General features: G+C 66.5%; 20 protein-coding genes and 1 pseudogene. 12 read left to right on the top strand and 9 right to left on the bottom strand.

The window, feature by feature from the left end; genetic code table 11:
* Positions 1-422 precede the first annotated feature (422 nt).
* Positions 423-1,058, bottom strand: coding sequence for a barstar family protein (locus ABT297_RS40150; protein WP_350558393.1), 636 nt, complete (start codon positions 1,056-1,058; stop codon positions 423-425).
* 239 nt (positions 1,059-1,297) lie between these two features.
* Between ABT297_RS40150 and ABT297_RS40145 the strand changes: the two genes are divergently transcribed.
* The 3 genes and pseudogenes from ABT297_RS40145 to ABT297_RS43265 form a co-directional block, all read left to right on the top strand.
* Entirely contained in the window at positions 1,298-2,194 is an 897-nt protein-coding gene (locus ABT297_RS40145; RefSeq protein WP_350558390.1) for an SDR family NAD(P)-dependent oxidoreductase, read from the top strand.
* A 238-nt stretch (positions 2,195-2,432) separates the two neighbouring features.
* A complete protein-coding gene (locus ABT297_RS40140; protein ID WP_350558387.1) occupies positions 2,433-3,191 on the top strand; it encodes an SDR family NAD(P)-dependent oxidoreductase in 759 nt (252 codons plus the stop codon).
* Between the two features lie 114 nt (positions 3,192-3,305).
* A pseudogene (locus tag ABT297_RS43265) lies at positions 3,306-3,557 on the top strand (transposase); the annotation flags it as partial.
* Positions 3,558-3,809: 252 nt separating this feature from the next.
* On the opposite strand, the gene ABT297_RS40130 reads toward ABT297_RS43265, so the two are convergent.
* Positions 3,810-4,298, bottom strand: a complete 489-nt coding sequence (locus ABT297_RS40130; protein WP_350558381.1) for a VOC family protein — start codon at positions 4,296-4,298, stop codon at positions 3,810-3,812.
* 19 nt (positions 4,299-4,317) lie between these two features.
* Here ABT297_RS40130 and ABT297_RS40125 point away from each other — a divergent pair, with 19 nt between their 5' ends.
* The 3 genes from ABT297_RS40125 (at position 4,318) to ABT297_RS40115 (ending at position 7,364) form a co-directional block, all read left to right on the top strand.
* Positions 4,318-5,313, top strand: coding sequence for a helix-turn-helix transcriptional regulator (locus ABT297_RS40125; protein ID WP_350558377.1), 996 nt, complete (start codon positions 4,318-4,320; stop codon positions 5,311-5,313).
* Between the two features lie 700 nt (positions 5,314-6,013).
* Positions 6,014-6,448 (top strand): DUF1801 domain-containing protein, encoded by a 435-nt coding sequence (locus ABT297_RS40120; protein WP_350558374.1) that lies wholly within the window; start codon positions 6,014-6,016, stop codon positions 6,446-6,448.
* Between the two features lie 304 nt (positions 6,449-6,752).
* A complete protein-coding gene (locus tag ABT297_RS40115; RefSeq protein ID WP_350558371.1) occupies positions 6,753-7,364 on the top strand; it encodes a hypothetical protein in 612 nt (203 codons plus the stop codon).
* Between the two features lie 801 nt (positions 7,365-8,165).
* On the opposite strand, the gene ABT297_RS40110 is transcribed toward ABT297_RS40115, so the two are convergent.
* From ABT297_RS40110 to ABT297_RS40100, 3 genes are all read right to left on the bottom strand, one after another.
* Entirely contained in the window at positions 8,166-8,567 is a 402-nt protein-coding gene (locus tag ABT297_RS40110) for a RidA family protein (protein WP_350558368.1), read from the bottom strand.
* A 147-nt stretch (positions 8,568-8,714) separates the two neighbouring features.
* Entirely contained in the window at positions 8,715-10,166 is a 1,452-nt protein-coding gene (locus tag ABT297_RS40105; protein ID WP_350558365.1) for an FAD-dependent oxidoreductase, read from the bottom strand.
* A 43-nt stretch (positions 10,167-10,209) separates the two neighbouring features.
* Positions 10,210-10,611: a YybH family protein gene (locus tag ABT297_RS40100; RefSeq protein WP_350558362.1), complete on the bottom strand. Its 402-nt coding sequence runs from the start codon at positions 10,609-10,611 to the stop codon at positions 10,210-10,212.
* 109 nt (positions 10,612-10,720) lie between these two features.
* Here ABT297_RS40100 and ABT297_RS40095 point away from each other — a divergent pair, with 109 nt between their 5' ends.
* Genes ABT297_RS40095 through ABT297_RS40085 form a run of 3 tightly spaced genes read left to right on the top strand, consistent with a single transcriptional unit; the run spans position 10,721 to position 11,917 of the window.
* The gene (locus ABT297_RS40095) at positions 10,721-10,993 is read left to right on the top strand and encodes a hypothetical protein (protein WP_350558359.1); all 273 of its coding nucleotides are present in this window, start codon (positions 10,721-10,723) and stop codon (positions 10,991-10,993) included.
* A 30-nt stretch (positions 10,994-11,023) separates the two neighbouring features.
* Positions 11,024-11,470 (top strand): DUF6444 domain-containing protein, encoded by a 447-nt coding sequence (locus ABT297_RS40090; protein WP_350558356.1) that lies wholly within the window; start codon positions 11,024-11,026, stop codon positions 11,468-11,470.
* A gap of 57 nt (positions 11,471-11,527) precedes the next feature.
* Positions 11,528-11,917, top strand: coding sequence for a VOC family protein (locus ABT297_RS40085; protein ID WP_350558353.1), 390 nt, complete (start codon positions 11,528-11,530; stop codon positions 11,915-11,917).
* A 44-nt stretch (positions 11,918-11,961) separates the two neighbouring features.
* Here ABT297_RS40085 and ABT297_RS40080 read toward each other — a convergent pair whose 3' ends face one another.
* From ABT297_RS40080 to ABT297_RS40070, 3 genes are read right to left on the bottom strand one after another with little or no spacing between them, the layout of a single operon-like run.
* A complete protein-coding gene (locus ABT297_RS40080) occupies positions 11,962-12,117 on the bottom strand; it encodes a hypothetical protein (protein WP_350558350.1) in 156 nt (51 codons plus the stop codon).
* Positions 12,114-12,941, bottom strand: coding sequence for a transcriptional regulator (locus ABT297_RS40075; protein WP_350558347.1), 828 nt, complete (start codon positions 12,939-12,941; stop codon positions 12,114-12,116). Before ABT297_RS40075 ends, ABT297_RS40080 begins: the two co-directional genes overlap by 4 nt.
* 23 nt (positions 12,942-12,964) lie before the next feature.
* On the bottom strand, positions 12,965-13,219 hold the full coding sequence (locus tag ABT297_RS40070) for a hypothetical protein (protein WP_350558344.1): 255 nt from the start codon (positions 13,217-13,219) through the stop codon (positions 12,965-12,967).
* A gap of 301 nt (positions 13,220-13,520) precedes the next feature.
* Between ABT297_RS40070 and ABT297_RS40065 the strand changes: the two genes are divergently transcribed.
* The 3 genes from ABT297_RS40065 to ABT297_RS40055 all read left to right on the top strand — a co-directional run bounded on the left by ABT297_RS40065 (position 13,521) and on the right by ABT297_RS40055 (position 17,582).
* On the top strand, positions 13,521-14,732 hold the full coding sequence (locus tag ABT297_RS40065) for an ABC transporter substrate-binding protein (RefSeq protein ID WP_350558341.1): 1,212 nt from the start codon (positions 13,521-13,523) through the stop codon (positions 14,730-14,732).
* A gap of 1,101 nt (positions 14,733-15,833) precedes the next feature.
* Positions 15,834-16,796: a D-2-hydroxyacid dehydrogenase family protein gene (locus ABT297_RS40060; RefSeq protein WP_350558338.1), complete on the top strand. Its 963-nt coding sequence runs from the start codon at positions 15,834-15,836 to the stop codon at positions 16,794-16,796.
* 216 nt (positions 16,797-17,012) lie between these two features.
* Positions 17,013-17,582 carry a nuclear transport factor 2 family protein gene (locus tag ABT297_RS40055; protein ID WP_350558335.1) on the top strand — a complete coding sequence of 190 codons (570 nt, stop codon included), beginning with the start codon at positions 17,013-17,015 and terminating at the stop codon, positions 17,580-17,582.
* A gap of 282 nt (positions 17,583-17,864) precedes the next feature.
* Here the strand turns inward: ABT297_RS40055 and ABT297_RS40050 are convergent.
* The coding region (locus ABT297_RS40050; RefSeq protein ID WP_350558396.1) for a hypothetical protein at positions 17,865-18,299 on the bottom strand (435 nt) is incomplete at its 5' end.

Below are 18,299 nucleotides of genomic sequence, written 5' to 3'. Positions count from 1 at the left end.
GGGCAGACGGGAGCGACTCTGCAATCCAGCGCGGCCAGCTCAATCCCGACAGCCAGCACTTCGGACAAGCCACTTCCCGGACCCGCCACAACCCATTCTAGAACACCGTCTCTGGCGGCCTCTTGACACAGAGGGGTGCCAGTTGTGGGTGCCCGAGCGTTGGCCCGGCTCGTCACGCTGCGTTGCGCGCGCCTCGCGGCATGAGTGAGCATTCGATCGTGGAGCATTGGTGGAGGGCCACCTACTTTCGACAGGGTGGCGTGGTGGCAGTCAGTGTCCGCTCGTGGCTCAGCGCGGGTCGATCTCGACATGGTGTTGCGCGAACATGCCGAGCAGATACTCCAGGGTGATCGCCGGCCCCGGTCGTAGCCGGTCATAGCCGGCGACGAGGTGCTCGCGGGCGACGGCCGAGTCGTGCCACGTCAGCCGGAACGGTGTCGTGCGCCGAAGCTTCCGCGGAGGCAGTCGTCGAGGGCGTTGAGGTTCCAGCCGAAGTATCCGCCCGGGCCGTTGATCGCCTCGCCGATCGCGCAGTAGAACCCTTCGATGTCGGTCACGAACCGGCCGTCGAGGTCGTACGTGGTGCCGGCCGGTTGGTCCGGCGCGCCGGACTGGTGGGCGAGGACGAACCCGTCGAGATCGATGTCCACGGTTTGCGGCATCGTACGGTTTGGCCGTTGCGCGAGCACGACGATGTCGCCGAGGTCCTCGCCCCACCAGGACGGTGGCGTGCCGGGCGGTGGCGGAGGCGCCGTTATCGAGAGGTCACCCAGCCAGGCCCGTTCGGTGCCGAGCGCCTCGGCGGGCAGCCGGTCGAGCAGGCCGGCCAGCGCGCCGTCCGGAGCGCAGCCGACGAGCGTGAACCGCTCCCGCGGCCGGGGCGGCAGGTCGACGAACAGTCCTTCGATCTCCGCACACAGTGTCAGCGGGATGTCGACCTCGTAGGAGCGCTCAAAGCCGACATCGCCGAGAAGCAGCCAGCGCGGGCCGACCGGATGCTCCCACGTCCACCGCCGCTCCGGCGGAGGGCCAGCCTCGGAACCGGCGCTCGTCGTCACGCCGCGACCCTACCGGCTCGATACGCCCCGTCGGGGGCGCGCCCGTGGACGGCGGAGCATCAACACCCGCACTCAACGTGTCCGCTCACAGGCAAGATCGGGTGCACTGACATCGGCATGACCGGAAGCAGCAGAACTGATCGACATGACAACGAGTGACGAGCGGTATGTGGCATGAGCGGATGCTGCGGCGATGGTGTTCACCGATCGGCTGCTCACGACGGTGGGGCCTGGGTGTGGTGGACGGGACGATCGCGGACGGTAGTTTGACTGTGCTCTGCCGCGGTCTCGGTGCCGCCAAGCCGAGGCTGGATCGCGGGGAGAATGGCGGCAAAGATTCTGGAGGAGTGGTGATGCGGCGATTCGAGGGCAAGGTCGCGCTCGTCACGGCGGCGGCACAGGGCATCGGGCAGGCCGTCGTACGGCGGGTCGCCGCCGAGGGCGGTGCGGTGGTCGTCACTGACCTGCGGGAGGACGCGGCCGTGGCGCTGGCTGAGGAGATCGGCGCGGAGCGCGCGCTCGGGGTCAAGGTCGATGTCACCTCACGCGCCGACGTCGACGCCGCGGTCGCCGCGGCGGTCGGGCGGTTTGGCCGGCTCGATCTGGTGGTGAACAACGCGGGCGGCTGCATCGTCACCTCGATGCCCGAGGACACCTCAGCCGAGGATTGGCACCGTCAGCTCGACTTCACCCTCGTCGGCGCCGCCCGTTGCATTCAGGCGGCTATCCCGCACCTGGTGAGGACTCGCGGCAACGTAGTCACGATCAGCTCGGTAAACGGCATCGCGGCCTTCGGTAACGTGGAGTACGCCGCGGCGAAAGCCGGCCAGATCGCGATGTCGCAGAACTACGCCGCCCGGTACGGTCCGCTCGGCGTGCGCTTCAACGTAGTCGCCCCCGGCACCGTCCGGACACCGAACTGGGACTCCCAGTCGGACGCGCTGGAGAAGCTCAAGCCGATGTACCCGCTCGGCCGCGTCGGCGAGCCAGAGGACATCGCGGCAGCGGTCGCGTTCCTCGGCTCCGACGACGCCGCATGGATCACCGGACACACCCTACCCGTAGAGGGTGGCGTGCTGACCGGCCCCAACCCGATCGACCTGAGCCCGCCTGACACGCTCCACAAAGGCTTTTAGCAACCGCGCGTCAATCCGCTGACACCTCAAGACCGGCATGAACGCACGCTGTACGCGGCAGATGAGGACGGCCACGGTGCGTTCGGTTCTCAGCGTCCGCGTAGGTCATCCGGGTACGGATGGTGACCCCAACCGGCTGGCGAACGGTACCGTGTTCGACTCATGCCCGGTGGGTGACGCGGTGCGCTCCACCCGCCGAACGATAGGGGTAGCGACCAGCATCGGAGGGAGTACTGCCGTGACCGGGCTCGAGCGTCGCCTCCAAGATCGTGTGGCCGTGGTGACGGGTGCGTCGAAGGGCATCGGCGCGGCCATCGCCAAGGCGTTCGCCGACGAAGGTGCGTCCGTGGTCGTGAACTACGCCACCAGCAGGCGCGACGCCGAGGCTGTCGTGTCCGGCATCGCGAGCGAAGGCGGCACGGCGGTCGCCGTCGCCGGTGACGTCTCCAACGCCGCCGATGCACGGGCTATTACCGACGCGGCCGTCGAGCATTACGGTCACCTCGATATCCTCGTCAACAACGCTGGCGTCTACGAATTCGCCCCGGTCGAGGACGTCACCGAGCGGCAGTTCCACCGGATGTTCGATATCAACGTGCTGGGGCTGCTGCTCACTACGCAGGCCGCGCTCAGGCACATGGGTGCCGGCGCCAGCATCATCAACGTCGGCTCCGCCGCCAGCCGTGTGACGCCGCCGGAAACCGTTGTCTACACCGCTACCAAGGGTGCAGTCGACGCGATCACCGGTGTACTGGCCAAGGAACTCGGCCCGAAGCAAATCCGCGTCAACTCCATCAACCCGGGCTTCGTCGAGACCGAGGGCACCGACGCCGCCGGGGTGACTGGCTCCGACTTCGGGCGGGAACTCATCGAGCACACCGTGCTCGGCCGGGCCGGACAACCGGAGGACATCGCCTCGGTCGCCACGTTCCTTGCCTCCGGCGACGCGGCGTTTGTGACCGGAGAACAACTCACCGCCGCCGGCGGCCTCCGCTAACGTCCGCTCATCGACGTCTCTGTGCGTTGATCTTTATCGCCGCTGGCATCTTGGGGATCGTTCGCCGGCGGAACGGGTGGCCAACCGAATGGATCGCGGATCTTGGGATGATCTATGGCGTCCGGTTTGTTACTCGCACGCCATGACTGCCCGATTCGAACTCACCGACGCCGAATGGGACCTGCTCCGCCCGCTGCTGCCCGCAGACCCCGCGCGCGGCGGGGGGGGTGGGGGGACCAGCGCACCGTGATCAGCGGCATCCTGTTCCGCGAACGCACCGGCATCCGGTGGCGGGACCTGCCCACCCGCTTCGGCAACTGGAAGACCGTCTATCAGCGCAAACGCCGCTGGGCGCTGGACGGCACATGGCAGCGCGTCGCCGGACGGCTCCGCCTGGACGCCGACCTCGACGACGGCGACGAATGGACCCTCGGCATCGACAGCTCTGTCGTGCGAGCCCACCAACACGCGGCCGGCGCCCGGCACCAGCCACCGGCCGACCGATCAAAACCGTAACGGCGCCCATGGTAACCCGCTACGACAAGAGAGCCTTCATGTACCGCGCCACCATCAAAATCTGGCTCCGCGACCTCGCCACAGATCCACGAGACACGGCCTCTAGTGTTGCTGCCGGGCAATCGCCTCGGCGCTGACCGGCGTGAATAGGTTGACCAGCGTTCCGTCAGGGTCGCGGAACAGCAGTGATCGGTTGCCCCAGGGCATCGTGGTCGGGTCTTGAACGAGCTCGCCGATCATGTCGCGCAGCCGGGCGAACTCGGCGTCGACGTCGTCCACTCGGAACTCGATGATCGCCGTCCGGTTGGCGGCCGGCTCGGCTGAGCCTTCGCCAAAGAGCTTGACCGTTGCGGTGCTGCCGATCGCCAGCGTCGCCCCCGGCAGAACGATCTCAGCGAAGTCAGGCGTGTACCGGCGGGCGGTCTGTCCAGTGACCTGCTCGTAGAACTCCGTGAGACAGTCGACCTGGTCGGTGATGATGCGAACCGACACGAATTTCATGACGTTTCTCCTCGTTGCGGGGTTGGCAAGCAAGACGCTAGGACCGATACCGGGCACAATCCGCCCGGTATCGAGAAAGAATCTGACCATGACACGGCCGACCGCACGGGTGCTCGCCCTCCTCGAAATCCTGCAGGCCGGCGGCACTCACACCGCTTCTGACCTGGCCGAACGCCTCGGCGTCGACGAGCGCACCGTACGCCGCTACGCCGACCACCTGCTTGATCTCGAAGTGCCGGTCGAATCGGTGCGGGGCCGCTACGGCGGTTACCGGCTGGCTCCCGGATTCCGGATGCCACCGCTCATGCTGACCGATGAGGAAGCACTTGCCGTCCTGCTCGGCCTGGTGGCGGGCCGCCGAGCCGGCCTGGTGTCGACATCGCGGGAAGCGGCCGAAACCGCAGCCGCCAAGATACGGAGGGTACTGCCGAAAGCGCTGGCCTCCCGGCTCGATGCGCTGTTCGCGACCACCGACTTCACCTCACCCGGGCGTGAGGTGCCGACGCCGGAGGCCGCGGTCATGCTGCGGCTGGCGGAAGCGACGCGACAGCACCAACCTGCGGTCATCAGCTACACCGACCGCACCGGACGGCGCAGCGAGCGCACCGTGCATCCCTACGGGCTCGTCGCGCACTCCGGGCGCTGGTACGTGACCGGCACCGACTCCGCGTCCAGAGAACTACGTACCTTTCGGCTCGACCGCATCGCGCAGGTGCGAATCGCGCACGGCACCTTCGCGGTGCCCGAGGGCTTCCAGCCCGCCGATGTGGTCCTGACGAGCCTGGCCGTCACGCCATGGCGGCATGAGGTCGCCGTCGCTGTGCAGGGCACGGCCGACGAGGTACGGGCGCGGCTGCCGCGCGGAATCGGCGGAATCGCCAGCATCGAACCGGACGTCGGCGACAGCGCGGACTGGGTTCTCGTGCGGCTGCGGGCGGAGCGGCTCGACTGGGTTCCCGGTGTCCTGGCCGGGCTCGCACTGCCCTTCGTCGTGCGGGAGCCTGCGCAACTTCGCGACATCGTGCGCGCGTGGACGGACCGCATCGCCGGCTGTGCAGCCGCAACGTCTCCACAGGAGGCGATCGCCGCCTGGGGACCGAGGTGATCAGCGCCGTTCGCCGCGCCTGCGCCCAACCACCCCGACACGGCGACCCGCTTGGAAAACCTGTTCAGCGACGTTTACGCCGGTAGGCCGTCTTCCACGGACCGAACCGCTCGGGCAGGGTCCCGCCAGGGCCGCGCTCAGCACGTGCGATGAGGCCAACCCGACGGCAAGGTGCTCCTCAAGCTGTTGACGATGCTGGCTACGCCGCCGCGGCGGGACGCTTGACCGACCCCGCACCAGCCACGCTCCGCGATGGCACGCCTCGTGGCGATGCACCACAAGCCGCGCACTGACGGCGGCCAGATGCGGACGTTGGCGAGGGGTGGCAGCATGTTCCGCTGCCGTGAGCCGACGGGATGGCAAGCCTGGTTCAGGCGAGGCGTGCTGGCCGGGATTATTCGGGTGCGGGGACCCGCAACTGCGAAGATCCTGGCCTGATGTGGCAACTGCCCTTCTTCAAGGCGCTGGGAGATGCGCAGCAGCATGACCGGGCGCCAAGATCCCCTGTATCGGCTTGCGGGGCGGTTCCGCGGATGCCAGAACCGGCACGCCCCTTTGTGCATGGGTACCTGGGCTGCCGGACGCCCGGTGATCTCACTGTCGACCAGTAAGCCGGGCCGACTCGACGCACATATCTGCACCGCCGCGCGCACCGGTGCGAGGTAACGATACGGCCGGCGGTCGGGTTAGCCTGACCGTCATGGCGAACGAGCCGAAGACGACCCGCACCGACGCGAGCGTGGCCGAGTTCCTCGGCACGGTGCCCGACCCGCAGCGCCGGGCGGATGCCGAAGAGGTCTGTGAGTTGATGCGAGAGGTGACCGGTCTGGAGCCGGCAATGTGGGGTCCGAGCATCGTCGGCTTCGGCCAGTACCACTATCGGTACGCCTCGGGCCGCGAGGCCAACTGGCCGGCGGTGAGCTTGTCCCCCCGCAAACAGGCGTTGACGCTCTACATCTCCGACGGGTACGACCAGTACGCCGAGCTGATGTCCCGGCTGGGTCCGCACACAACCGGCAAGTCGTGCCTGTACATCAAACAACTCGCCGATGTCGACATGGATGTGCTCCGCATGCTGATCAAGGACGGGTTCGAGCACCTCAACGGCCGCACCGTCACAGCGGGACCCGACTGACGTCTCCGGACCCTCTGCCCGGCGGATCCGCGCCGAGCCGGTCACGTGCGGGGTGCGGGCGCCACAGCGGGCGGGCCAGGTAAGGCGCAGGACTGCCACGACACCGGCCGACTACGCCGCAGGCGTCGTCGCTCGATCACCTCACGACAGAAGCAAGCACTCCATCGACAGTGAATCTGAGCAAGATCAGGTGCGCGCTCATCAAGCATGAGCGCGCAGCTGATCAAGGTTGATCCACGGCAGCTGGCTGCGGCACCTGGTCAAAGGGCAGTGAACGGTCGATGCGCCCGCTATCGTCTCGGTCATGTTGCGTCGGGTCATTGCCGTGGCTTCGTGTGGTGTCGTCCTCGCTGGCTGCAATGGACCGACCGGAGCTGGCACCGCGCCGCCCACGGCATCGCCGGCGCAACGCTCGATCCAGGCCCGCTGGTGGGAGTGGGCCGCCACCGAACCCGTCGACACGAATCCGGTTGCCGACCGCACCGGCACGCACTGCGCACGCAACCAGCCCGGTGATGTGTGGTTCCTTGCCGGTACGTTCGGCGGTCAGGTACAGCGGCGTTGCACTGTACCGCTCGGCGTGCGACTTGTCGCGCCCGCGATCAACCTGGTCAGTGGCGACGAAGACGACTGCCGCAGCTACATGGCCGGCGTCACCGGCACGATCCAGTTCGACGGCGCGGAGGTGCCTCTCGAGCGCATCGAGCACGAAGCCATCACATTCATAGCCGGGCCGGGCAACCCGGTAACCGACACCTCGGGCAAGACCCGAGGCGATGCATGCGGGCTCTGGGCCCGGATCGATCCACCCGGTGCCGGCGAGCACAAGGTCCGCATCCACGGGAAGTCGGGTACCTTCGAGGTGGATGCGCAGTACACGTTGGTGGTGACGGCAACGAGCCAGTCCGCGGCATAGGCGGAGGCGCTGCTCGGTGCTGTGGTTGGCGGTCCGGGCCAGGTGTATGGGGACTGGTCCGGGTCTAGCAGCCCGGTCACGCGCGCCTGGCATACGAGTCGTGGACCAGGGCAGCGGCGTACAGGGTGCGCCAGTCGCCAGCGAGGCGCCGCACGCGGTCGGCGGCAGATCCGCGCGCCTGGTCTCGGGCTCGTTGCATCCCAGGGGCCGACGGGCCAGTCAGGTGCAAGTGATCTACTGAACGGGTGAGCGACCTGCGACATCTCATTGTCCGCTGGCAGCACGGCCGGAAGCCCGAAGTGTGTCTCACTCGACCCCGCCAGATAGGGACCGGCTGAACGCCGTCACGGCGCGTAGCGATCGGATCGCGGCAGATGCGGGCGCCAAGATCGCTGCGCGAGAGCCTAGTGACTGCCCGTCAAGACGTCGCGCTGTACGAGTTCGACGTCGACGCATAAGGTAGGCGTCCTGAACCGAACTGTCCAGACAAGCTCAGCGGAATGGCACCCCGACCCACACACTGACCTAGGCATCCGACGGATTATCCGTCAGGGATGCCGGGGTTCTCTGCCGCCAGCGTGGCGCTCAGGACGTCTTGCTCGGCCAGCCGGACTCGATACTGCCCTCCGTCGCCAGGTCGCAGCGGCGCATTATGCGACCGAGACGCCGACGCGGCAGTCACGGCCACGACACCTCACTGCGAGGCAGGGCCCGCTTCCCTTGAAGACGCGGAGCTTCCTCGACTCCGCCGTGGCCCCGTCTGCGCTCAGCGCTCGCCGCGCTGCTCGGCGGCCGACGCCCTCAGTCCTTCGTGACGGCGATACAGTCGACCTCGACGTCGAAGGGGCCCGTCCACTCCGGCACGCAGAAGAAGATGCGGGCAGGCGGGTTGTTCGGAAAAAAGCGCTTGTAGACCTCGTTGAAAGCGTTGAAGTGCTCGGCCGAGATGCACATTACGTTGCACTTCAGCACATGCTCGAGGTCCGAGCCGGCGGCCTCGAGCGCCTTCTTAATCTGGGTGAGGATGAGCTCGACCTGGTGTTCGAACAGCGCGTTCGGGAGGATTTCCCCGGTGTCGGGATCGAAAGGCGGCATGCCCGAGACGAACACCATGTTGCCGGCCCGGGTACAGGTCGACACCGGCGCGCCCCACTTCTCGAAATTGCTGTCGATGGGTTCGACCCGGATGATTTCCCGTTCCATGCGGTCGCTCCTGGTCCGTTTGGCGTCAGTCGAGCCTGGATTTTTCGCGAAAGTCCGCCGATGAGTGTGTGTGAATGCGAAGGTGTGATCCGGCACTAGCGATCTTGAACGTTCGTTGTTCAACAGGCCGTCGCCCAAGCTGAACAGCTAGCTCTGGGGTCTGGCGTGCTGCAGTGCGATCTGCTGGAAGACCTGGGCCTGCGTCGGGTAGCAGTGAACCGTGTTGGCCAGCGCCTCCAGCGACATCTGGTTCGTGATTGCCAGCGTAAGCTCGCTGATCATCTCACCGGCGTGCGCCGCCACAAGCGTCGCTCCTGCGATCTCGCTGCTGCCGCTGCGCGTGTATATCGCCCCGAATCCCTCCTCCTCGCCGTCGATGAACGCCCGCGCCAGCTTGGCCAGGTCGAGCCGGTAAGCGTCGATGGCGACACCTTCGTTGCGGGCTCGGCGCGGAGTTAGGCCCACCTCGGCCACCTCGGGATCGGTGTAGGTGCAGTGGGGAATGACGAGCTCTCGTACCGGGCGATGCGCTCCATCCAGCGCGTTCGCGATACAGAGCCGCGCTGTCGCATTGGCCGCGTGCGTGAACTTCTGCGGGAAGGTTGCATCGCCAATGGCATAGATGTTGGGGTTGCTGGTGCACAGGTATTCATCTACCTCCACGCCGTCCCTGGCGACGTGTACCCCTGCCGCGCCCAGGTCCAGGTGCTCCACGTTCGCCTTGCGGCCGGTGCCGAGCAGCAGCGCATCATAGGGCAGCTCGCGCGTCCCGTCGGTGCCCTGCGCCAGCAAACGGCCGGCGCCCGCCCGTACTGCCATGAACCCCAGGTGGAGCCTTAGCCCCTCCTGCTCGAACCGGCGACGGATCAGCTCACTGACCTCCTGCTCATCATGGGGCAGCAGGGTCCTGGGGTGGCTGACCAGGTCCACCTCGCTGCCGAGACGGCGGAAGGCCTGGGACAGCTCGCATCCCATCGGACCGCTGCCGATGACGACCAGCCTGGCTGGCAGCTCGGTCAGTGAGAAGACGGTCTCGTTGGTCAGGTACTCGCCGGTCCGCAGTCCCTCGATGGGGGGCACCACGGGGTCCGATCCGGTGGCGATCACGGCTGTCCGAAATTGCAGTAGCCGGCCCTCGACCTCCACGGCATTCGGCGCGGTGAAGCGGGTGTGCCCGAGGTAGACCTCCGCCCCCGCTTGCTCGGCCACCTCGACCGCATCGCCTGAGCTGCTGAGGGAACGCATCTTGCGGACCCGATCCATGACGGAGCCGAAATCAGTTTGGGGTGGGGCGTCGAGCCGAAAGCCGAACTCGGCCCCGCGGCTCGCTTCGTGTACCGCGCGTGCGCAGCGAATCAGCGCTTTGCTCGGCGTGCAGCCGAAGTTGACGCAGGTGCCCCCGGTCAGTCGCTGCTCGGTCATAGCGACGCGGTGCCCGCCTCCGGCGGCAGTCGTGGCGGCGGTGAGGCCGGCCGGTCCGCCGCCGAGCACCACCAGGTCGTAGTCACCACCTTCGCGGTTGACCCAGTCAGATGGGTGGCCCTGGCGGATCGTCCGCTGGTTGTAAACGTCATCGGGGTACAGCTCGATAGTCCTCATGGCGCATCCTCCGTTCCCCGAGAATCGCCGTGGCGCACACGTGTCAGGCGGGCTGTCGTACCGCCGTCCCAAGACGATTGTCGATCAGGTACCGCCAGAGTCCATCCGAGCCGCGGCGCGCGACATCGCTTGCCGTGCCTGCGACGTGCACGTGCCTGCCGTCGGGACTTGTGCCATCAATTGCCCAGTCCACCACGATTTCGGCGATATCGCCGGCAACGAACACATGGCGTGCCTTGGCCGCCAGCGGCAGGCCGAGGCTGAGATCGCGCTCGAGTTCGGCAGCGACCTCGGCGCGATCAGTTACGGTCCGCCCGTCGTCCGCGACGAGCACGGCTCCTTCGTACAAGGTCATCATCTCGCTGACCTTGCCGGAATTAAATCGCTCAATCAGCGACGGGATGATGCCTTCGGGTTCAGTGGGGAGGGAATAGGACTCGGACATCGCGGTCTCCTGTTTCGTGTTGGTTAAGCGGTCTCCTGTTCGTGTTGGTTGAACTGCGATGCGTCCCACGCTATAGCGCGGGTGATGGCCTGGCTGGAGGAAAACGCGGGTGATGGCCTGGCTGGAGGAGAATCCGCAGGTCATCTTCTATTTCACCCCGGTCGGGTCGGGCTGGATCAACCAGATCGAGACCTGGTTCGGTACCCTGACCCGCCAGCCGATCCGCCGCGCCACCACGGCAGACGACGTGCAGGTTGATGGAGTACCGATAGGGAATGCCAGCCTGGTTGTGCCGACCTACCGCCCGACGATCGCGTCCCCGAGTCCTCACGGACGAACGCGGATGGTGACTGATCAGGTGTTCGTCGGCGGGTTGGCTTGACCTGCGGGGTTTGTGCTGGATCATGATCGGGTGTCCGGATCGCTGTCCGTCGTGGAGCTGCTTGAGCGGCTTGCCCGGTTGGAGGCTCGGATCGGTGAGCTTGAGCGTGAGCATGCCGGGTTGCGGCAGGAGAACGCGGTGTTGCGGGCGGAGAATGCGGACCTGCGGGCCCGGCTCGGGCAGGACTCGTCGAACTCGTCGAGGCCGCCGTCGTCGGACGGGCTGGGGAAGCCGGCACCGAAGTCGTTGCGGCAGCGGTCAGGTCGCCGGCCGGGCGGGCAGCCCGGCCATGAGGGTCGCACGCTGCGGCAGGTCGCTGACCCGCACGAGCGCATCATGCATGAACCGGCCGGCTGTGGCCGGTGTGGTGAGGATCTGAACGGTGCCCCGCTGGCCGCGACGGTGGTGCGGCAGGTGTTCGAGCTGCCCGATATCGGGGTTCGGGTGAGTGAGCATCGGATCGTCTCGCGCCGGTAGAAGAGTAGGCCGCGCATACTCTTCGGTTGATGCGTTGATCCCTACCTGGAGGCGTTGATGGCAAAAATTGGCGACATCGTGTTCGATGCAGCGCACCCGGCATCGTTGGCGCGATTCTGGGCCGCGGAGTTGGACGGGTACGCCGTCGCCCCCTATGACGATGAGGAACTGGCGCGTCTGCGGGCGAACGGAATCAACGGGCCGGAGGACGACCCGTCCGTTCTGGTCGAGCCAGCGGTGCCCGATGCACCACGACTGTTCTTCACCCTGGTACCTGAGGCGAAGGTCGTGAAGAACCGGGTTCACCTTGATCTTCGTGCCGACGACATCAGCGCGAAGGCAGGACGGCTGGTCAAGCTCAGCGCGACTGAAGTCGCGCGGCTCGATGGCTGGATCACTCTGGCCGATCCGGAAGGTAACGAGTTCGACGTGCTACCCATGAAATGAATTTCTCAGCGCGACGGCTGGCGGATTCGCCGGCCGAAGCCTGATCAGGCCAGGGTGGTGAACGTCCGTAGGCGACACCCTCTCATCGGCATCTCGAACTCGCGCAACGCATGCAGCAGGTGTCGCTGGTTCCAGATCAGGGTATGGTCCAGCAACTCGCGGCGGCAGGTCCGCACCCAGCGCTCCATGGTCGAATTCATGCGGGCATCTGGACGCCGCTGAGCACGACCTTGATACCGGCGTCCGAGAGGACTGCGTCGAATGCGGCCGGGTACTTGCCGTCCCGATCGCGGATCAGGTACTTCAACCGGCACCCTGCATCCCCGATGTCCATCACGAGGTTCCGCGCGGTCTGGGTCACCCACGCCGCAGTCGGGTGCGAGGCCGCGCGGAGCACGCGGACGCGGCGACTGGCGTGTTCGATGACCGCGAGGATGTACATCCTCGTGCCGGTGAGCGTGATCGTCTCGATGAAGTCCGTTGCCAGCGGCGCTTCGGACTGCGAGCGGAGAAACTGGGTCCAGGTCGTGGCGGCCTGGTCCGGGGCGGGATCGATGCCGGCCTCGCGCAGCATCTCCCAGACTGTCGACGCGGCGACGGTGGTTCCGAGGGTGAGCAGTTCCCCGTGCACCCGCCGATACCCCCACGACGGGTTGTCCCGCACCAGGCGCAGCACCAGCGAACGGATCGAGCGCACGGTGCGAGGCCGGCCCCGCCGCCGCGGCCGGGACGCCGCCGCGTGGCGGCGAGCAAGCAGGTCACGGTGCCAGCGCAGGACGGTGTCGGGCCGCGCCAGCAGCCGTAGACGGTGCAGGCTGGATCGGGGGAGTTGGTGCAGCAGCGCAGCCAGCCATGGCCGGGGCCGGTTCGAATCGGACCCGATGCCCGCCGAGCGGCGCTGCAGCAGCGCGAGCTGGTGACGTAACGCGAGGATCCCTCTGTCCTTGTCCCGGTCGCTGCCCGGCAGCAGCCGCTGGAGCGCGAACGCGTTCGTGATGCCGAGGTACGCCCGTCGCACCAGCATGAGGCGGCATCATCGCGTAGTCGTCAACACCGATGAGCAAGGAAGGACGCGCGGAGACGAGACAAGGTTGATGCCTCGGATCCTAAATGACCTCTGACCAGCACGGACGCAGTTCTCGGCAGGCACACGGTCGCCAGCTCCGCGCCGACTGGCGTCCGGTACGCGCGCTGTTCCAGCAGCAGGTCCAGCAGGACTTCTGCGGTCATTGCCGTGTCGCTGCGGGCCAGGAGGGCCAGCCACGCGAGGAGTTGCCGGAAGATCAGGTAGACGAGGGTCAACGCATACCTGACGACGATCAAACCCGCCAAGACTCGCTACCACGAACCAGCAGGCCAACCCGCCGACGGGAGTATTCGGCACCCGCATGCTCGCAATGATGACCGGCTTGATCGTTCTGTAACCCGCTCGCCATTGCGGACCCTTGACACAGGACTGCGCCCGAAGAGATATTGGGTTCAACCAAGCGCTTGCTAGGTTCCGAGAACTCCTCGTCAGACCCCGCATGCAGGAACGACGTGGCGGTAGCGACGTAACAGTTGAGCCCATTTTCACTTTGTCCCAGTAAGGCAGGGGGTAGACGTGGCCACATCCAGGAGATCGGCGGCGCTTGCCGGCGCGCTGATCGCCGCGTTGGTGGCGTTCGCGGGCTGTAGCAAGAGTGGCTCCGACACACCGAGCACCGGCACGGCGACCGGTGATCCCATCATCATCGGTCTGGACCAGGACAGCACCGGTCCGGGCGCTTCGTACAGCAACATCTCCGGCAAGACGATCCGACTGGCCATTCAGGACATCAACGACAAGGGCGGCGTGTTGGGCCGTCCGCTCCAGCTTGTGGTGGGCAACGACGAGAGTGACCCGACCAAGTCGCCGGCCGTGGTGCAGAAGTTGGTCGGCCAGGGCGCCAAGCTGGTGCTGATGCAGACGGGTGGCGCGGCATCGGCGCAGGCCAAGCCGACCCTCACCCAGCTCGGTGTCCCGGCCATCGCCCCCACCAGCGTGACCCAGACGCTGGTCGACGCGCCGAACAACGAGTTCATCTACATGCTCGCCAACTCGACCGGCGACTGGGCCGAGGTGTACTGCGGAGCGTTCCAGAAGGCCAACATCAAGAAGATCGGCGTGCTGACCGATGACTCGTCGACCATCGCGGCGGTGAACAAGTCGCTGTTCGACGCGATGCCCTGTGTGCAGGTCGCGGCGACAGAGAAGGGCGCCACCGCGGCGTCCGACCTGTCCGCACAGGTGGCCCGACTCAAGGACGCGAACGTCGACGCGGTGATGGTGACCAGCCTCGGTGGCGCGTTCGAGGTGCTCGCGCAGAACGCGCTCGCCAGCCAGTTGGCCGCGAAGCCGCGATTCTCGCTCGCGTCGATCGGGAATCAGCCGGAGTCCTGGAAGCTGGCCAACGCGGGTGCCCTCAACGGTGTGGTGTTCATGGGTTCCATCAACAACCAGAACCCTCGTACCCAGGAACTGACCAAGTTCCTGAAGGGCAAGAACGGCGCCGACTACGAGGTCACAGCCTATGACGCCCAAGCCTGGGACACCGTGCACATCGTCAAGCTTGCGATCGAGAAGGCCGGCGGCGCGGACGACTCGAAGAAGCTGAACGAAGCGATCCAGAGCATCTCGGGATATCCGGCCTCGTTCGGCCAGGCGAGCTTCACTCTGTCCTACTCCGCCACCAAGCACCTCGGTGCGGATGGCCTCTGCGGCCTGTCCCTGATCGAGTTCGGCGCGGACAACAAGCCGAAGGGGCCGTGGGCGACCTACCAGCCGCCCTGCTAGACCGAAAGCCGGCCGTGGGGCGGACATCCTCCGCCCCATTGGTCGATGATCGTATATGGCTAATCCTTGGCTTTGGATCTGGCCGGCCTGGCGCTCATCCTGACCTGGCTCGGCTCCGACGGTTACCGCTAGACGCTCATCATCATCATCATCACCACCGCCACGTACGCGCTGGTCGCGTTGGGCATCTAGACCCCGCGCCGTTGGGACCGGCCGAGAACCCGTCGCGCACCGGCCCGGGCCGGACGATGTCCGCCGCGGTCTCCTCCATCAGCGCGATGAGGTTCGGCGTCATCAGCACGCCGGCCGTGCTGGGGACATGGTGGGTGAGCATCGCCGCCTCGACCGGGTGTAGGAGCGGCTCACCCGGTCGCCGGCGCTCACCTTCACCGCCGGCGGATCCGACGACGCGCCGGGACGGCGACAGCGGAGGTCGGCCGCGATGCGCACATCCCCCTCCGGATCGACTCCGTGCAGGCGCAGGACGACGGTCGCGCCCGTCCCGTCCGGCCGACCACGCTCAGGTCGAGTCGCAGCGGCCCACCAGTGAGCGGACGGCTTTGCCACGACCGGGCTTCCATGCGGTCGCCGGACTCGACCTGGCCGGACGTTAGTGCGCGACCGCGCTCAGCCCGGCTGGCGCCGCCTCGGCCTGGGACGCGGGCAGGCACTCGAGGTCGACCCGGTAACCGACCGGTGCAGTCCAGATCTGCATCACTACGCTGTCCTGCCTGACTGCTTGACACGCCCCGGCGGCCCGAAACAGAATGACAACCAAGCGCTTGTTAGGTGGGCAGGATGTGTCGCAGTTCTTCGGCTCCAACGAAACCGGTGCGCCGTCCCCGGACCCGTACCACCGACTCGGCCGATCTGCGTCTGCGTACCGCCGGGGCCGTTATCGGATCCACTGGGGACCTCGACGAACTGCGCGAGCACCTCAGGGCGCGCGGCGTCGCGACCGAGACCTGGCCGGAGCGGCTGGAACTCGCGGACGAGCTGCCTCGCGGCTCGGGCGGCAGGTCGCCAAGGCGGAACTTCGCGCCGACCATCGTCGCAGGATGTCCCTGACCCGTAGCCAGCTTCATCGAGGGAGCCCGCGCCATGCCGATTCGGATCGCCGTCCTTGACGATTATCAGTGCGTCGCCCGGTCGAGTGCCGATTGGACGCCACTCGACGGCCGGGCCGACGTCACATTCTTCCACGACCATATTGCCGACCCGCTTGACCTGGTGCGCCGGCTGGAGCCGTTCGAAGTGGTCGTGGCGATGCGCGAGCGGACGGCGTTCCCATCGGCGATCCTCGACAGGCTGCCCAATCTAGCCCTCCTGGTCACCACCGGTCCGTTCAACGCGGCGATCGACGTCGCGGCCGCACATGCCCGCGGGATCGTGGTCTGCGGAACTGACGGCGTGCCGCATACCACGGCCGAGCTGACCTGGGCCCTCATCATGGCAGTCACCCGCAGAGTGCCGGCGGAGGATGCCGCGCTGCGGGCAGGGCATTGGCAAACCACGATCGGTCCTGAACTGGCTGGATCGACCCTCGGCATCATCGGGCTGGGCAATCTCGGCTCGAGGATCGCCCGCTACGCACTGGCCTTCGACATGGACGTCGTTGCCTGGAGCCAGAATCTCACCAACGAGCGGGCGGAGTCGGTGGGCGTGAAACTCGTCGGCAAGCGCGAGTTGTTCGAGCGCGCCGACGTAGCTACCGTCCACCTCAAGCTGAGTGAACGTACGAGGAACCTGATCGGTCGACCCGAGCTGGAACTGCTCGGCCCGCGCGGTTACCTCGTCAACACCTCGCGCGGGCCGATCGTGGACGAGAATGCCCTGGCCGAGGCTCTGTCGGACGCCGTCATCGCCGGCGCGGCGCTGGACGTGTTCTCCGTCGAGCCGTTGCCAGCAGACCACCCGCTGCGCGACGCGCCGAACACTGTTCTGACGCCACATATCGGCTATGTCTCGGTGCCGATGTATGAGCGGTTCTTCTCGCACGTGGTGGAAGACGTCGTGTCATGGCTGCAGGGCACCCCGGTTCGGGTAATCCCGGCCGAGTCGTAAGCGCCGAAAAGGTCAGGGACGAGTACCACAGAACAGCCTTGACCCGATCCACGAAATAGCAGCGCACGGGCCCTGAAGCTAGATTTGGCGCAGTACAGGTTCAGGCGAGAGCAATGAGGGGGTCAGGGCGCGTGCACATTGACACGAGCGTCCGATCATCGAACACGGCTGCTTGATGCAGCACAGCATCGACAGATTCGAGGAAGTGGGTGACCAATGCCGCGGGAAGATCAGGTCGAGCAATCACGGGTCGATGTGACCATGGCCGTTACTGATTGCCTGTACCGGTATGCGAGGGCGGTCGATCGGTGTGACTGGGACTCGGTGCGTGCGTGCTACCACGACAATGCCTTCGATCACCACGGTGCGTACCAAGGCGGGGTCGACGGGCTGATTGAGGACATGAAAATTCGCCACGCACAACTGGACTCTTCGGTCCATTTCATCACCAACGTCATCGTTGACTTGCCCGATCCGTATGTTGCATTGGTCGAGTCCTACTGCCTGTGCTATCTAAGGCGCCGCACGCAAGAAGTCTCTGGCGCGCAGCAATTGACGACCGTGAGATGTCGATACCTGGACAAATTCACGCCGGATGCTCGTGGTCGGTGGCGTATCGCATCCCGCATGGTTGTGTTTGATGAGCTGTGTGTCGGCGAGGTCCAGGACAGTCGGCCACCGGCAGGCACTCGATCAGAGAGGGATCAAAATGACCCATTGTGGACCTTTCTTGATCGCGGAGTGGACTGGAACTCAGAAGATTATGCCTCTGGGGTCGAGGCATGAACGGGAGCGCGGCAGCGCTGTAGGGCACCCCGCTGCGCCCGCTCTCCAGGGCGAGCGAGGATCGCAACGCTGCGCCCAGACTCCGGCTCGTTGAGGATCGCCATGTGAAGGCGGCCCGGCCGCACCTGTCTTCGATGCGGTGCTGGACCTCGGGGTGGGGTTGTGCGGCGGCGACTACGCCGGCTTGCCCGATGCTGGTTGGAGTAGCGCAACTCAGTAGACGGGGGAATGAACGGGTCGGAGGCCGCCGCCGGCGACTTCGCGAGCATGGACAGCGGCAGATCAGTGCATCGGCCGACATGCTGCATCCACGGAGTGAACCGTCGCGTCGGCGTGCATCAGTTGATCCATGGTGGCCCCGTGCAGCAGCAGTGCGGGCACACCCTCACGTCGACCGTCGCGGACCTGGTCGAGCATCTGCACGCTGGCGCGGTCGATGACCCGGTGGACTCCGCGAACGCACAGCACCGCCGGGCCGTCCGCCGGTATCACCCCGTCGACTTGGCCGATGACCGCGACACCATACCCAGTGATGGCAAAAGCGTCTTCGACGGTGAAAGTCCAGGATGTGCTCATCCGCGGATCGTCGCAGACTGCCTCCTGCCACGAGCGCGCAACGCGGCAGATCAGGTTCTGGTGGGCGCGGGCGAGGAGCTTGACCGCCTCCACGGCCGGGCTGTCACCGGCGACCTGGCGGTGGTGGGCGTGATCCAGCCG

This window comes from Dactylosporangium sp. NPDC000555 (assembly GCF_040300025.1).
Classification (GTDB): domain Bacteria; phylum Actinomycetota; class Actinomycetes; order Mycobacteriales; family Micromonosporaceae; genus Dactylosporangium.
The sequence above is the reverse complement of the archived record's forward strand: the minus strand, read 5'-3'. Positions and strand labels throughout refer to the sequence as shown.